Genomic DNA, 16011 nt, shown 5'->3' on the forward strand with positions numbered 1-16011 from the left:
TTCAATGACCATCAACATCAAAGAGATCACCGAAAAGGACCGCAACTCGGTCTTGCATCCTTTCACTCAGCTTAAAGATTTCGCCACTGGCAAGCTCGGCGACCCAACGATCGTGGTGACAGGGAAGGGGATCCGCATCCAGGACGCGCATGGCAACCAATTTATCGATGGCTTTGCCGGCCTATACTGCGTCAATGTCGGGTATGGCCGCACGGAAGTCGCCGATGCGATCTCGCGTCAGGCCTATCGCTTGGCGTATTACCACTCCTATGCGGCGCACACGACCGACGAGCTTGCGATCCTCTCCGATCGCCTTGTGAAGATGGCGCCGGGCAAGATGAGCAAGGTGTTCTATGGCATGTCCGGCTCGGATGCGAACGAGACCCAGGCCAAGCTTGTTTGGTACTACAACAACCTGCGTGGCAAGCCGACCAAAAAGAAGATCATCTCCCGTGAACGCGGCTATCACGGCTGCAGCGTCGTGTCGGGCTCGATGACGGGCATGAGCTTTTATCACGACCACATGGACCTGCCACTTCCGCAGATTGTTCACACGGGTGTTCCACATCATTACTGGGGCGCAACCCCGGGCGAAACCGAGCGCGAATTCTCCGCTCGCCGCGCCGCCGAGCTTGATCAGTTGATCGAGCGGCTCGGCCCGGACAACGTCGGCGCCTTCATTGGCGAGCCCGTCCTCGGCACAGGTGGTATCACGCCTCCGCCGGAAGGCTATTGGGAAGCGGTACAGACGGTCCTCAAAAAACATGATGTGCTGCTGATTGCCGATGAAGTGATCACAGGGTTCGGCCGCACCGGTTCCATGTTCGGCTCACAGCACTATGGCATCGAGCCAGACCTCATCACGATCGCTAAAGGTTTGACGTCGGCCTACTTCCCGCTTTCAGCGGCAATCGTCGGTGAGAAGGTGTATAAAGTCCTGGAGGATGGAGCCGACAAGGTCGGGGCATTCTCGCACGGCTACACCTACTCTGGTCATCCGATCGGCGCCGCCGCGGCCAACGCGGTCCTCGATATTGTCGAGAAAGAAGACCTCCCCGGCAATGCGCGTGACGTCGGCGCGTTTTTCCAGGCGCAGTTGCAGGAGAGGTTCGCGCAGTTGCCGATCGTCGGCGAAGTGCGGGGCGTCGGTCTTATGGGCGCAATCGAGTTCGTTGCCGATCGCGACAATCGGAAGCGTTTCGATCCGGCGCTCAAGGTAGGTGCGCGAATCTCGAAGGCCGCCCGTGACCGTGGTCTTATCGCTCGGGCCATGCCGCACGGGGACATTTTGGGCTTTGCTCCGCCGCTGGTTACAACCAAAGCTGAGGCGGAGGAGATTGTTGCAATCGCAGAAAGCGCCGTGCGCTCGGTTATGGATGAGCTTGTTCGCGAGAGTGAGAAAATCTGAATGAGTTGGGCCATCTTGTCGTAATCAAGGCGCAAACTCAAGCGACGGCCTGATCGGCTTGCGGGGCTGCCAGCTGAGCTGGTGCCGCGTTCCGCTCATTGAGTTTTCGGCGGAATTCAATGCAGACACTGCTCAGGAGGAACTGGTGGCCAATTCGACCGCACTCAATCCCTGGGAATGGCCTGAAAGCCATTGGCGGCGGCGCATCAACAAAGTCAGAGCGGGCAAGGCACTAAGACCAATGTGGCCCGGCGGTAAACGCTGTGCCTTCGCCATCTCGTTCGACGTCGATCATGAGTCGAACGAATTGCGCAGGGGAGGGCGATCGCTAAGCAGATTATCCTGGGGTCAGTACGGGAGCCGACGAGGGATGCCTCGGGCTTTGGAACTCTTGAGAAAGTACGACGTTCCGGCGAGTTTTTTCGTTCCCGCTGTGATCGCTCAGTTGTATCCAGACGAGCAACGCGCAGTTGTCGATGAAGGCCATGAAATTGGCATGCACGGCTGGATACACGAGCTAAACTCGGAACTGAGCGCAGAGAGCGAGCGCTCTTTAATGATGAGGAGTGCCGACACTCTTGAAAAAATCACTTCCAAACGCCCGACGGGAATTCGAACGCCTTCCTGGGATTTTTCCGACGCAACTCTACGGATCATACGTGAAACCGGATTGACATACGACTCATCCCTTATGGCCGATGATAGTTGCTATGAGCTGCTGGAAGACGAGGAACCCACGGGAGTGATTGAAATACCGGTCGAATGGATTCGAGACGATGCCACTTATCTTTGGATGAGTCCCGATGGGTCTTCACGGCCAGATTTATCAGTCGACGACGTGCTTTCTGTATTTATTCGGGAGTTCGAAGGGGCCTATCAAGATGCCGATTTATTTCAGCTGACTCTGCATCCACACGTCATTGGATATCGCTCACGGATCTGGATCGTAGAAGAATTAATTCGACGCGCCAAAGCAAAGGGTGACGTTTGGTTCGCCACACATCATCAGGTCGCCGAGCGTGCGTCCTCATGTCTCTGAAAACTCTCAGACAGGAACGCCGGTAGAGTGCGGTGTTCTTGGGGCGGCGCAAGCCGTCCTGCGCCTCGACCGTTGCGGCGGTCACCAATGGATTTGGAATGACGCGGATCATCCGCTGTCCGGTATTCGCTTTCAGAGCGGGTACAGTGGGAGTTCTTATCTTGGAGGAGGACTACAATCTTGATTGACACGACCTTTGCCGGAAAAACGGTGCTGATTACCGGCGGGTGGCGCGCTTGGCCCGGCCAGTGCCAAACTGCTGGCGGCGGGTGGAGCGGATTTGGTGTTGGCTGACCTGTCGCAAGAGGCTCTGGACCAAACTCTGGCCGCCTGTCCTGGTGCCCGTTGAGTTGTCTGCGACGTGACCGATCCGGCGATGCTGGAAGGGCTGGTCGACCTCGCCCGCGAGAGCTTTGGCCGGCCGGTTGAGGGCTTGGTCGCGGCCGCTGGCATTACGGTGCGATGAAGCGGCTGATAGACGTGAAGGGTACGAAGCCATGTTCAGCTTCAACGTCGGGGCCATTTGGCGAATCTGCAAGCTGCATCCCGCAGATGCGCGAGCTTGGCCGCGGATCGGTGGTGCTCTTCAGCTCGACTGCTGGTCTGCAGGCCTCGAAGGACGTGCCGATCTATTCGGTGACCAAGGCGGCGGTTGTGATGATGACTCGCACGCTGGCGCTGAACCACGCGGCAGAAATATCCGCGCAAACTGTGTCTGCCCCGGAACCATCGCCAGCCGTTGGCCGAGGCCGGCGTCGCCTTCGCCCGGGGAGAAGCGGCACAGGTCGAGCGCCGGACGAAGATCATCGCTGCGCATCCGATGGGCCGAATGGGGTTGCCGTCCGAGGTGGCGACAGCTGTCGGCTATCTGCTGGACGATGCGGCGGGCTTCACCATCGGCGCCGCGCTTACGGTCGACGGAGGCAGCCTTGCCTAAGCTCCGGTCAGAAACACTGTCGTCGTCACCGGCGCGGCGCGCGGGATCGGTGCCGCAACAGCGGCGTGGCTTGGCTCGGAAGAGGCGTGGGTGTTGCTAGTGGATGTTCTGGATAAAGTGCACGACACAGCTGCGGGCCTTGGCCAGACGGCGCTCGTCTGCGATCTGGCCATGCCCGACGCCGCAGGGCGGGTTCTGGCCGCCTTGGATGCCGCAAGGATCGAGACGCTCGACGTCCTCGTGAACAATGCCGGCATTGGCGGTTCGAAGTCGCTCGCCGATACTGACGATGCCTTTTGTTCCCGCTGATCGATATCAACTTGCGTGCAGTCATCAGCCTGACCCGCGAGTTGCGGCCGCGGATGCGCCAGCCGGGCGGGCGGATCATTAATGTCAGCTCGATCCTCGGGCTTACGGGCTATCCCGGAACGGTAGGCTATTCGGTGGCCAAGGCCGGGATCGCGTATCTCACGCTCCAGCAGGCCGGCGAGCAGGGCCTGTAGGGTATAACCGTGAATGCGGTGGCGCCCGGCGTGGTCCCCACCGACATGACTCGAGCGCTGCACGTACGCAGCTACCAACGCCTGATGGTCGCGCCAATCCGCTCGAGCGCGTCTCCTCGCCGGAGGAGCAGGCGGCGGTGATCGCCTTCCTGCTTCGGACGACGCGTTCTACGTCTCGGGCGCAGTGATCCCCGTCGACGGCGGCTCCCGCCTGTCACAGTAGAGAAGAATAGCGCAATTTAAGCCTATACACAGGATGGCCCTGCAATTCCCGGATGCAGACCGACTCTGCCGGTAACCGGTTCCGGTGGTCGATCCTGTTAGCGGCGCCATTACCCGGCGCACATTTGATCGCGGTGGTGGGCAAGTTGAATTTACCCTTCGCGCGCTTCCCAGCGATCAATATGGCAGTGTCGTACTGCTCGGTCATTGTCGCAACGGTCGCGTTCAGCGTCGGCGCGAACCACAGCGCCTTGGCCACACCAGGTTGTAGCAGACGGATCGCCTCAGTGACCCGCCGAAGAAGCTGAGGCCGTCAATCCAGTCGGGCAGCTTTTGAGTCAGAGTTGGCAAAGGCTGCTCGAACTGAACGACTGTTGAGGAAAGCCTTTGCAGGCGCGGCGGGCGCGAGCACCGCGGGGAGCCGCAAAAAGGCACGCGGAGAGCTCTGCTGAGGCTGCAGTCAACTCAGCGTCCTTGGGAGCATATTGAAGTAGTATTTGCCCATCTCTCCCTGTTATGGCGATTTGAGAAGCAAAAAGCCCGTTCAGCGTTTAGCTTGGAGAATGTGCCCACTGCACTGCTCGCCCGCGAATCACCGATATTATGCAGATTTAGGAGCTCGACGCCGATCTCCTGCATTTGTTGGCGAGGATTGCTGGAAGAGTACCCATTCAATGCACTAAAATCCTGGAGTGGTCTGATCCTCATATTGTAAGTGTAGGCTGGCCTGATGCGGCTGGTTCCAAGTCTTCACAAAGGTTCCAACTACGCCTCCTCCCAAGGCGCATCGGCCCGGCAGCGAGTTCAATCTCCTGCCGGGCGTTGTAACTATTTGCGCACATTGGCCGATTCGGACCTTCAACGGGTTGGGCGGCTGCTGGCTGTCGGAGCAATGTAAAACTGGCTCATAGGCAAGAGTTAGATTGATGAGCAGTCTTGCGGACCAAGTCGCCGATCCAAATTCGCCAGGAGCATTTGCGCCCCTCAGAAATCCGAGCTTTCGTTCAATCTGGTTCGCCACGCAGGTCAGCTCGCTCGGCTGGTTGATGCAGACTGTTGCCATCAGCTGGCTGATGGCTACGATTTCGACTTCCGATCTGATGGTCGCGCTGGTTCAGGCTTCTTCAAACCTGCCAGCGTTCATCTTATCCGTCTTCGCCGGGGCCTTGGCTGATAATTTCAGCCGGCGCCGGGTCATGTTCGCCGGCCGGTGCCTTATGGTATTGGCATCTGCGATGCTGACGGCTTTTGTGGTGCTGGGCTTTGTCGATCCGTGGATGATCCTCGGCTTCAGCTTCTTGATCGCATGCGGCGGCGCTCTCCACGATCCAGCCTGGCAGGCCTCGGTTGGCGATATGGTGAACCGACGCGACGTTCCCGCCGCCGTCACGCTCCTCTCCGTTGGCTTCAACACTGTTCGGACCGTAGGCCCGGCGCTCGGTGGCATAGTAGTTGCCTCTTTTGGGCTGATGACGGCTTTCGCCGTAACCAGTCTTACCTATCTGGTCCCTTTGGTAACCATATGGCGCTGCAAGTGGATGGTTCGCTCATCACCTCTCCCACGTGAGTCGATGAGGACGGCGATCTATGACGGGCTACGCTTCACGGCGATGTCGTCGGAGATTAAGACGGCGATCACTCGCGGAACCCTCTTTGGTCTGGCGAGCATCGCCATTCTCGCGCTGCTGCCGCTGGTTGTCCGCGACCAGCTGGGAGGCGGACCGCTCGCCTATGGCACGCTCATGGCCGGATTCGGGACAGGCGCCGTCTTCGCCGGCATCTCGAACAGCGTGTTCAGACGGAGCTTGTCACAAGAGCGGCTGATGACGCTCGCATGCGTCGCCTGCGCGGCATGCTCCCTTTCGCTTGCGCTGACTTCTTCGATTGCAGTGGCGGCAATTGCACTCGCCATGGGTGGCGCGGGCTGGGTCACCGCCTGGTCCGGGGTCGGCGTGACCGTGCAACTGGCAAGCCCGCGCTGGGTCGTGGGGCGCACCATCTCGATTTACTATGCATTGATCGATGGCGGCATCGCAGCGGGCAGTTGGGTGTGGGGCACGGTGGCCCAGAACCATTCACTGACCTTGGCACTGGAGGGCTCCGCTGGAGCCCTTCTGCTGGTCGCCGCCACGGGCCTCCTGTTTCCCCTTCGCGAGCGCCGCGAATCCGATCCAGATGCTTTGGAGGACTTCGACGCACCGGCAGTCGCCCTCAATCTCAAGCCAAGAAGCGGTCCCATCGTGGTCAAAGTCGAGTACCTAGTGCCCGAGGAAAATCGCGAAGCATTCCTGGAACTCATGCGGGCGCGCCGGCATGTGCACAGTCGCGTCGGCGCTCGTCATTGGACTCTCCAGCGCAACCTTCAGGAGCCTATGCAATGGATAGAGACATTCCGCACGCCGACCTGGACCGACTACCTTCGCCTGAACCATCGTCTCACGGAAGCAGACAAGGAATTGGGTAAACAAGTGCTGAAATTGCATGCAGGACAGCTTCCGCCTAAAATCATGCTTTTTATCGAGCGACCAACAAGCTCGGCCCTAAAGTCCGATGAATCAGCACGTTATTTTCTCCGACACTGACTCTTCGAGGTTAACCCCTTGTATCTGCACGCAGAGGACTTTGTGCGATGGAAGCGACTGAGCCTCGAACCGGATGGCCATCCGGTTCGAAGCAAGGCGAAGTCGCCCGACACCCCTCCGGCCACAACCGTGGGTGAGCCTGGGATCTTCGCCTTCGTCACGTACGACCGAATAGTCGCTTGGCTCCAATCGCACGCACAAGGCAGGTTACCGTGAACAAGACTATCTGTGGAGTGGATGTTTCGAAAGACTGGCTCGATACCCATGTCGTGCCGAGCGGAGCGGCGGGCCGCTTTCGCAACGATGCGGCAGGCATAGCCGAGCTTGCTGCCTGGTGTTAGGTCAATGGTGTCGAGCTCGTCGTCATGGAGGCCAGTGGCGGCTACGAACGGCTTCCCTTCCTGCTGTCGTGGGAGTTGGGAGTAGCCTGCGGCATGGCCAATGCGAGGAGCGTACGCTGATTCGCCGAGGCGATGGGCTTCCTGGAGAAGACCGACAGGATCGACGCCGCCGTCATCGCCCGCTATAGCGAGGTCAAACGGCTGCAGCCGACGCTGCCGCCGAGCGCGGCCCAGCAGCGGCTCAAGGCGCTGGTCGCCCGGCTTTCCCAGGTAACCGCCGATCTCACCGTCCAGAAGCAGCGCAAGAGCGCTGCCACTGATGCCGATACCATTGCCTGCGTATTCCGATGAAGCCGGCCACCGATTCCGATTTGAAGCCGGCCAGTCATTCCGATTTCATTCCGGCCAGCATTCCGATTTGAAGGCGGCCATTTTTCGGTCTGATCCTGGGTCTCGTTGATGTTTGGGTTGGGTTTTGTTTCAGGTCAAGCTGACGGATAAGCCCGAAAGCGGCACCATGCAAGAATACAATAGGTCCACCGGTTCCATTCTCGCAATACAAAGTCGCGACGGCCCCAATCAATATGCAATGTTCGGTGATCATTGTTTCCTCAGCAAAAGCGAGCCAGATCGGTCTGCATTATGCATATGGGAAGCGAGGCTTCTGGTATTTACTTCATAAGCGTAGCAGCGTCTACAGGCCTTTTGCGCCAATTGCCCCCTAGCCGAACGCAGGAATTCGGCGTAGGCGCCCCAGTTCTTCAACCGCGAATTTGCAGGAAATTCCTAAACAAGCGCGGTGACCGTCTAGTGCATCAAGTTACGCGCGGAGCATCCTCCCCAATGCCTGCATCTGCGGCCTTCTAATCCGATCAATGTGGTCGCAAGCGGGGTGCGACCCGAAGCGCGCAATCACCATCTCCGCCTTTGGCGCTATGTACAGGTTCTGGCCGTAAAGGCCCCGACCTTCAATAGCATCAAGCTCGTCGTGTGATACCCACCATTGGCTTCGGTATGTATAGCCGAATGGGAGGTCCGGCTTGGCGGGGTGGTCGAGATCTTGAAGGTCGTAGACAACACTCGCGGGAACCAGTTGCTTGCCATTACACGAGCCTTCACATCGCATCAGCTCGCCGAAACGCGCCAAGTCGCGCAACGTCACATTGAGTCCGCTATGCGCCCTCGGCATACCGTTTGTCGGGTCGATCTCGACATAGGCGTCTTCTTCGCAGCCCAGTGGCAACCATAAGCGCTCCTCCAACAGTTGTGCGAACGACCGGCCCGTTGCGCGCGACATAACCCAAGCCATAACATTGGTATCGACGCCTTTGTAGACAAATTTGCCGTGCGCCCCTTCCTTTCGTATGGTACGCAGGTATTCGCATCTATATGACTTGTCTACACTTGTGTAATCTTCAGTAAAAGCAACGTTAGTTTGCATGTCCATGACTTGGCGGAGCGTTGCATCTTCCCACCCTGTACCTCGTAATTCCGGCACAAACTGCGATATTGTCTTCCTGTCGTCGAGAATGCCCTCATGCACCAACGCCGCGGCTAGGGTGCCCGCATACGATTTGGTGATTGACTGACACGAATGTTGTACGTGCGGCGCGAGTGCGCCGAAGTATCGTTCGTATATGATCCGCCCCCGATGCAGGACCAAAATGCCGTCGGTGTAGGTGTCGAATAGCGCCTCCTCGAACCGGTTGGTGCGGTCGTCCATGTCGACGAACGTGAGCCCATCGATTTCGGTAGACCTGTTGCTGCACTCAAGCTGCGACGGTCCGCCCCGCCCTCGCCACACTTGGACTGTGGGCCGCAGCTCACGCATATGCGATAGCGACCAGCGAAGCTGAGGAAAGGTCCAAACAGTTTCATTCTCGAATGTTACACGCTTGTCTGGCGGCGGCGGCGCACCGCGCATCCAGCCAAATTCGCGAGGATCCGATGCACGGCCGTCCAGGTATTGCTGTCCGTCGAATTCGAGTACGCTCTCCGACGCGTTACCGACGGTTTGCCGTTGTTTGAATTCTGTCATACATGGGATCCAATTTCATGCCTAGGCGCCCCCGGCGCCAGCTGGCTATCGAGAGTTGCGACCCAACCTCGGGAGTTCGGACTGGACTAAATCACAACATGTTATGATCATAGCAGCGGCAGGCGCGCATTCTATGCGAAATGTCCTCGACAACGCAGCAAATCAGCGTTGTATTGCGGCCGGCGCATACTTGCGGCCCCGCTCTCGCGTGGCAAGTAGGACCTAACTTGCCGAACGCTTCCAGCTACAAGAGGCATGAGCCATCATGCGCAGTATGCCGAGTACATCTCGATTAAACCGGGTCCGAACGGGTTGACAATTGTAACGCGTCTCCGCTGTCCGAGCTACGATGAGTCAAAAATTCTCTGGTCTATCAACGATGTTGACCCAGAGGGATACGTGCGAACTCGCAAGGCAAGAAATCGCGAAATGGCATGGGCGACTCTGCATGTTGGCGACGCGATAGTGGATAACGCCGTCGCCTTCGTAGGTGGGCTCGGCTTGAGTCGTCGCATGCGACGTCTCGAAGCAACCGCCCTGGTCAATAGCGACGTCGACCAGCTCCGAGCCCTTCTTCATGCCGGACATCATTTCGCGGGTGACGAGCTTTGGCGCGGCAGCACCGGCGATCAGCACGGCCCCGACCACGATGTCGGCAGAGAAGCATTCTTCCTCGAGCGCCCCGACGGTTGAGTAGCGGGTGCGCACACGGCCGGCGAAGAGGTCGTCGAGATTAGGGAGGTCGAGATTAGGGAGGTCGAGATTAGGGAGAGAGAGGGGCTTGGACCGCAGTTCCCACGTGACCAGAGTCAGCCCTGCAAGGTGTAATTCAACGCGCCAGTCCAGTTTAGATCCTTCCAAACAAGACGTCTTGTGGCGATGCAATCTGCAGCCTTCGGAGTCCAGCGAGTTGGCGAGTTCGCCGACCTCTCTGAGGCCAGGGTATCCGTGCTTTGTGAAATCGCCAGAGCGATCCGGCGAAAGCCAAGGGTAGTTCGCAGGAAACCTGCATCATCGAACTCGATTTCGCTGAATGCCAACAATGCAGAGCGATAAGGTGTCGTTCGTTAAATGACGGACCGGGATGGGTCCAATCAGCAGGGAGCAATGGCGCACCGCTAAGACACTCCTCTCGGTGGCGACGAAGGTAGCTTTCAAGAAAATAAGAACGAGAAAAAAGGGAACTATAGATGAACAATCATGTAACGACGGTCGTAGTTGCAGTCTCCATGGCGGTTGCGTCGATGTCTTTGTCAGCCAAGGCTTGCGCCGGCGAAGTCCTTGATCGTGTGCTCGCGGCACAGACATTGACGGTAGCGGTCGGGTCCGACTGGGGAGCCTTGTCTCACTTGAACGACCAACATGAACTCGACGGTGATGATGTAGAGGTCGCGAAGGGCATTGCGGACTACTTGGGCGTGAAGATCAAATTCGTGACCCCGGGCTGGGATATCATTCAGGCAGGCCAGTGGGGGGGGCGTTGGGACATGGCCATGGGTCAAATGACGCCGACCAACGATCGCGCCAAAAAATTCGCCTTCCCGGCCATGTACTTCTACGAAGGCGAAGTCGCTGTCGTTCACAAGGATAGCAAAGCGACGAAGCCTTCCGACCTGGAGGGCAAGATCGTCGGCGTCCGAGCGGGAACTCTTGGCGATTTGTATGCCAATCACAAGCTCACACCGGCATGGATCGGCGCTAAGCCAATACAATATCAATTTACAGCGGGCCAAGTGAAGGCTTATCCAAGTGCTAACTCTCTTACGCTTGACGACCTGCGCCTCGGCGATGGTGTTCGTCTCGATGGCGTCATTACTGAAGGAACGACGGCGGCTGCGGCAATCAAATCTGGCTATCCATTGAAGGTTATTGGCGATCCCTTATTCTACGCCCCGGGCGCTGTCACAATCGAGCGTGGCGATAAGGAGTTTATCGACAAGGTCGCTGCCGCGGTCAAGAAGATGAAGGATGACGGCACTCTTGCTAAACTCTCGGTCAAGTGGTTCGGGGGGGATTTCAGCGTCGATAAATAACATGACACAATCGTGGGCGTCCCCTTCCCGGGGGCGCCTCTTCTTAGGAAGAAAATGCTTATGCTTTACCACGATACAGTTGAATCTGAGGTGCTCGTCCACAAGCCATGGTTTATCGGCTGCATATTTGCAATTGTGCTCGCGGTTTTTCTTATCTTCAACGTAGCGGGCACCACGATGGGCGAACTCCTACGGCCCGTGATTGGCGATCACGCACAAGTGAAGTTTTACAGTCGCATTGCGATCGCTTTTGTAATTGCCGCAATGTTCTGCCTCAACCTCGTGCTGATTGGTTTTGTCCCGCTCAAAATCCAAATCGGGATCGTATGGTTTGAGTTGGTGCTACTGTTCCTTTCGCTCTTCGCGGCATTTGACTTAAGCATGCCATTTATTTGGGCAAACCTGCCATTTCTAATTACGCAGGGGGTAGTTACTACAGTTTACGTATCAGCGATGTCACTGCTATTTGCGTCGGCTATCGCAATAATCGGCGCGATTGCGAAACTGTCAAGCAACGGCATGGCTTACGCGATAGTCAGCTTCTACACTTCATGCTTCCGGGGTCTGCCGCTTCTCATGCAGGTTTATCTGATCTACATGGGCTTGCCCCAGGTAGGTTACGTTATTAATGCCGTGCCTGCAGGCGTGTTGGCGCTTTCGCTATGCAGTGGTGCCTACATGACGGAGATCTTCCGTTCGGGCATAGCCAGCATCGATCGCGGCCAGTGGGAGGCATCCCGGTCATTAGGTTTCGGCTTTGCGCTCACAATGCGCAGAATCATTCTGCCGCAAGCGCTTCCGGTTATCATTCCCCCGATGGGAAACACGTTCATCTCAATGCTCAAAGACAGCTCTCTCGTTTCGGTTCTTGGCGTTTGGGAGCTGACGTATCTAGCTCACTCACTCGGCCAGCCAACCTTCCATACTATGGAGATGCTAGTAACAGCGGCAATGATTTATTGGATTTTATCCGCCTGCCTGGAACTGGTCCAATCCCGGATCGAGGACCATTTTGCCAGAAGTAAGAAGCGATGATCGTGAATTCATTGGTCAAGCTAAAAAAGACGTCTAAGTTGGTTCGGCCATTTTCAAGGCACTTACAGATGCGCCAATGAACAAGAGAGATGCAATATTGAGCGACGAAGTCATCGAAGCTAAGAATGTATCCAAATGGTATGGTGCCTTCAGAGCACTAACTGACATCAACCTAACCGTCCGCAAGGGCGAACGTATCGTCATCTGTGGGCCCTCAGGCTCGGGAAAGTCGACGCTGATCCGTTGCGTCAATCGGCTCGAAGCGCACCAGGATGGCGAGATTACCGTCACTGGGATTAGGTTACATAACAAAATGCGCAACGTAGCTGAAGTTCGCAAAAGCGTCGGCATGGTTTTTCAGCACTTTAATCTTTTCCCGCACATGACCGTGCTGATGAACTGTATGGCGGCGCCGATGTGGATAAAGGGCGTTCCAGAGGGTGAGGCTAGAAAGATCGCGCTTAAATTCCTAGAGCGCGTGCGCATTCCCGAACAGGCGAACAAATATCCGGCTCAGCTCTCCGGGGGACAGCAGCAGCGCGTCGCAATTGCCCGGTCCCTCTGTATGGAGCCTGCAGTCATGCTCTTCGATGAGCCGACCTCCTCGCTCGATCCAGAGATGGTCGCTGAAGTGCTCGAGACTGTGACCGGACTCGCACGCGACGGCATGACCATGGTATGCGTCACCCACGAGATGGGCTTTGCGCGCGCCGTGGCCGATCGAGTAATCTTCATGGATCGAGGTGAGATCGTCGAAGAGGGTACACCGCACGACTTCTTCAGAAACCCGCAGCACGAAAGAACGAAATTGTTTCTCAGCCAGATCTTGTCGCATTGAGGGAGCCATCCTTCAACGAGGCCGTTCGACCGAGTTACTGTGTATCGAATGCGTTGCCTCAGGCCAGCGAGACAACATGTGCGGATATTGTATTCGTACGTATTGGCTGACATACATCAGAGCGTTCTCGGCAAGCGCCTCGTTCCCGGAAGCGCGAGAGTAGGATCCCGCTGAGCTTGTGCGCAGCCCACCGTGCCAGTTCGCGTCCAGGCGCGCTGAGGATTGGCTCGCCACACATGATCAGGTTGCAAGAGTGCGGCCTCAACCCTCTGCCCGCAACCGACCACAATCTGCAGACGTCGTCCTCTGGCAGATTCCCGACCATCTTTGGGTGAACCAAACGGATCAACACATGTTAAAGAACATAACCTTCGACCGCCACAGCTCCGACAAGCTTAAGAGTGAGGTCACGATCGACATTGATAAATGGGGGGTTCCTCATATCAAGGCTCAGAACTTGCACGACCTATTTTTCGCGCAGGGTTGGAATGCAGCTCGAGACCGCCTCTGGCAAATTGATATTGCGCGCAAACGAGGTCTCGGTCTCCTGTCACGAGACTTTGGCCCCGGATATTTGGAGCAGGATCGGGCGGCGCGTCTCTTTTTATTTCGCGGAGCCATGAGTGCAGAATGGCAGGCGTACGGCCCGGATTCCGAAGAGATATGCTCAGCGTTTGCCGAGGGGATCAATTCCTACGTAGACAGTTGCCATGACGGTTTGATTGCCTTGCCACCCGAGTTTGGCCTCCTCGGTCACACTCCCGACTATTGGAAACCCGAAGACGTCGTTCGCGTGCGAACGCACTCACTAACCCGAAATGCGATTTCGGAGCTTCTGCGCTGCAGGGTGATGGCATTGGCAGGTGTGGAACGAGGTACCCGCCTCGACAGGTTGAGACAAGAATTGTCACCTCCGATAGCGCCACGACCAGCGGAGGGCCTTGACCTCGCCTTTATGACAGATCGAGTACTGCAGGATTTTCGCTTGGCAATCTGTCCCGTCTCATTCTCGAGGGAAAGACTTGCAGCAAGTCTTCAGGAAGCTGACCGTTGGACCCGCGTAACACCGAGTGATGAGATCATGCAGACGGTGTTCCAAGAGGGCTCAAACAACTGGGCCATATCCGCAACAAAAACCACAACGGAGCGACCAATCCTTGCTCTAGACCCGCATCGCAAGCACGTCCTTCCGTCCATCAGGTATCTTGTACACCTGAGTATGCCCGGGCTCGATGTAATTGGCGCTGGAGAGCCTATGATCCCAGGAATCTCCATGGGTCACAACGGGACAGCCGCCTTTGGTCTGACTATTTTCGGCGCTGACCAAGAAGATATTTATGTTTACGAAACCAAGAGTGAGGGAAATAAATACTTATATAAAGGGGCCTGGGAGCAGGTGAAGACTATACACGAGAAAATTCCAGTTCGCGCCCACACCGACCAGGAGGTAAAGCTTCAGTTCACACGCCATGGACCCATTTTAAACCAAAATGCTGAAAAAGACCGCGCCTTCGCACTGAGAACCGTATGGATGGATCCCGGCATGGCACCTTACATGGCCAGCTTGGCCGTAATGCGCTCTAAGACATTTTCAGAATACACCTCCAGTCTAGCAAACTGGGGTTGTCCTTCAGTTAATCACATCTATGCGGACACGTCGAATGTAATTGCGTGGAAACCGTCAGGTGCGGCTCCGGTCCGAAGAAATTGGGACGGCCTGCTTCCGGTTCCAGGAGACGGTCGGTTCGAATGGGAAGGGTATTTGTCACCGGACGATGGGCCGTTCGAGATGAACCCCGCCAAAGGTTTTGTCGCCACTGCCAACGCAATGAATGTTCCGGAGGAATGGAGTAGATCGCATCCTGCTTTTGGCTACGAGTGGTCTGACAGCAGCAGACATGATACCCTTCATACAACTCTCTCACGATCAGAGAAGATCTCGTTGCGGGACTGCATGTCGCTGCAATGTTCGGTGTATTCGCCGATAGCAGTTCGTATTCTTGCGAAACTAGACACTCTTCTCGGTTCGGTTGCAAACATGCCTGCGTTGCACTTATTTTCTAACTGGGACCGGCATTTGGATGCGAGTTCGCCAGCCGCCGCGTTCTTTGAGATTTGGCTTAGCAAACACCTTGGCCCGACAGTAGCTCGCTTAGAAAGCGCTGACGATGAAGTGTTGGCACTGCTCGTGCCTTTACAGCCTTCGGCCATAGCCTCTTGGCTCGAACAGGCAGAGCCTAGTGAAAAGTTGAAGCATTCCATAATGGAATCCCTAACTTCTGCCTGGAGTGAATGCATATGTCGATTTGGCGACGATTCTGCCTCATGGGCATGGGGCAGTATACATAAGCTTGATTTGCGCCACCCTCTGCAGGCACTGACGTCTGAACAATGGTCGTTGGGCGCCATAGCCCTCGGCGGAAGTAGCTCAACGCTCAATTTTTCGAGTTACCGAAGCGGCCAATTCTCTGTTTCAGAAGGACCGTCAGTGCGGATAATCATGGACGTTGGGTCATGGGATGACAGTCTCTTTATTAACAATCCAGGTCAGTCGGGTGTTCCGATCTCAAGTCATTATCGTGACCTCAATCACGATTGGCAACGGGGCGAATACAAGCCCTTGTTATATTCAGAGGAGTCCATACGGAGGGAGCTCGAACATAGGGTCGTCCTGTCTCCCGCTGACTGTTGAGGATGCGACAGTATAGGCCGCTTACCATTGTAGCAGGAACATATCGGTCGAACTCACCTGGCGGCAAGGTGAGGATCGACACTTTAGCGCCCGCCGGCCGACTTTGATATTGACAGCGGAACGCCCGGCCGGAATCTGGATGCGCTTGTGGGGCAATGATCCCGCTGGTGTGCGGCGACCACCCCTGATCGTCACGAGCAGGGCCGTCGCGGCCTCCAATAATGTTGCAGGAGACTTAGAAGCGGGATGTCCCGCATTGGCAATTGCTCTGCCTTGGGGCCATAGGGAAGAGGGGTAAGGTGCTGGCCCGACCACCGGAGAGCGCGTCTGTTACTACAAGGCT

The 16011-nt window shown here is 56.7% G+C and carries 10 protein-coding genes and 4 pseudogenes; 11 read left to right on the forward strand and 3 right to left on the reverse strand.

Annotated elements, in window-relative coordinates; genetic code table 11:
• Positions 1-4: 4 nt before the first annotated feature.
• From CK219_RS23055 to CK219_RS32635, 5 genes and pseudogenes are all read left to right on the forward strand, one after another.
• On the forward strand, positions 5-1408 hold the full coding sequence (locus CK219_RS23055; protein WP_063169325.1) for an aspartate aminotransferase family protein: 1404 nt from the start codon (positions 5-7) through the stop codon (positions 1406-1408).
• Positions 1409-1553: 145 nt separating this feature from the next.
• On the forward strand, positions 1554-2447 hold the full coding sequence (locus tag CK219_RS23060; RefSeq protein ID WP_224570030.1) for a polysaccharide deacetylase: 894 nt from the start codon (positions 1554-1556) through the stop codon (positions 2445-2447).
• A 739-nt stretch (positions 2448-3186) separates the two neighbouring features.
• Positions 3187-3384, forward strand: a complete 198-nt coding sequence (locus tag CK219_RS32625; RefSeq protein WP_063169323.1) for an SDR family oxidoreductase — start codon at positions 3187-3189, stop codon at positions 3382-3384.
• Between the two features lie 27 nt (positions 3385-3411).
• Positions 3412-3693: pseudogene (locus CK219_RS32630) on the forward strand (SDR family NAD(P)-dependent oxidoreductase); the annotation flags it as partial.
• Complete coding sequence (locus CK219_RS32635) at positions 3681-3887, forward strand: SDR family oxidoreductase (protein ID WP_199489648.1); 207 nt, start codon at positions 3681-3683, stop codon at positions 3885-3887. The pseudogene CK219_RS32630 and the gene CK219_RS32635, both read left to right, overlap by 13 nt.
• A 400-nt stretch (positions 3888-4287) precedes the next feature.
• On the opposite strand, the pseudogene CK219_RS32285 reads toward CK219_RS32635, so the two are convergent.
• A pseudogene (locus tag CK219_RS32285) lies at positions 4288-4454 on the reverse strand (IS21 family transposase); the annotation flags it as partial.
• A 581-nt stretch (positions 4455-5035) separates the two neighbouring features.
• Between CK219_RS32285 and CK219_RS23085 the strand changes: the two are divergent.
• Together CK219_RS23085 and CK219_RS23090 are read left to right on the forward strand one after the other, a co-directional pair.
• Positions 5036-6691: an MFS transporter gene (locus CK219_RS23085; protein ID WP_063169321.1), complete on the forward strand. Its 1656-nt coding sequence runs from the start codon at positions 5036-5038 to the stop codon at positions 6689-6691.
• A gap of 269 nt (positions 6692-6960) precedes the next feature.
• Positions 6961-7347, forward strand: a pseudogene (locus tag CK219_RS23090) (transposase); the annotation flags it as partial.
• Between the two features lie 505 nt (positions 7348-7852).
• On the opposite strand, the gene CK219_RS23095 reads toward CK219_RS23090, so the two are convergent.
• Together CK219_RS23095 and CK219_RS23100 are read right to left on the reverse strand one after the other, a co-directional pair.
• Positions 7853-9070 (reverse strand): serine hydrolase, encoded by a 1218-nt coding sequence (locus CK219_RS23095; RefSeq protein ID WP_063169320.1) that lies wholly within the window; start codon positions 9068-9070, stop codon positions 7853-7855.
• Positions 9071-9424: 354 nt separating this feature from the next.
• Positions 9425-9802, reverse strand: a pseudogene (locus tag CK219_RS23100) (alanine dehydrogenase); the annotation flags it as partial.
• 458 nt (positions 9803-10260) lie between these two features.
• On the opposite strand from CK219_RS23100, the gene CK219_RS23105 reads away from it, so the two are divergent.
• The 4 genes from CK219_RS23105 to CK219_RS23120 all read left to right on the forward strand — a co-directional run bounded on the left by CK219_RS23105 (position 10261) and on the right by CK219_RS23120 (position 15668).
• On the forward strand, positions 10261-11103 hold the full coding sequence (locus CK219_RS23105) for a transporter substrate-binding domain-containing protein (protein ID WP_063169318.1): 843 nt from the start codon (positions 10261-10263) through the stop codon (positions 11101-11103).
• A gap of 60 nt (positions 11104-11163) precedes the next feature.
• Positions 11164-12138 carry an amino acid ABC transporter permease gene (locus CK219_RS23110; protein WP_063170377.1) on the forward strand — a complete coding sequence of 325 codons (975 nt, stop codon included), beginning with the start codon at positions 11164-11166 and terminating at the stop codon, positions 12136-12138.
• A 94-nt stretch (positions 12139-12232) separates the two neighbouring features.
• Positions 12233-12976 carry an amino acid ABC transporter ATP-binding protein gene (locus CK219_RS23115; protein ID WP_135921822.1) on the forward strand — a complete coding sequence of 248 codons (744 nt, stop codon included), beginning with the start codon at positions 12233-12235 and terminating at the stop codon, positions 12974-12976.
• A gap of 352 nt (positions 12977-13328) precedes the next feature.
• Positions 13329-15668, forward strand: coding sequence for a penicillin acylase family protein (locus tag CK219_RS23120; protein WP_063170375.1), 2340 nt, complete (start codon positions 13329-13331; stop codon positions 15666-15668).
• Positions 15669-16011: the final 343 nt, after the last annotated feature.

Source organism: Mesorhizobium sp. WSM4313, assembly GCF_002294725.1.
GTDB lineage: Bacteria > Pseudomonadota > Alphaproteobacteria > Rhizobiales > Rhizobiaceae > Mesorhizobium.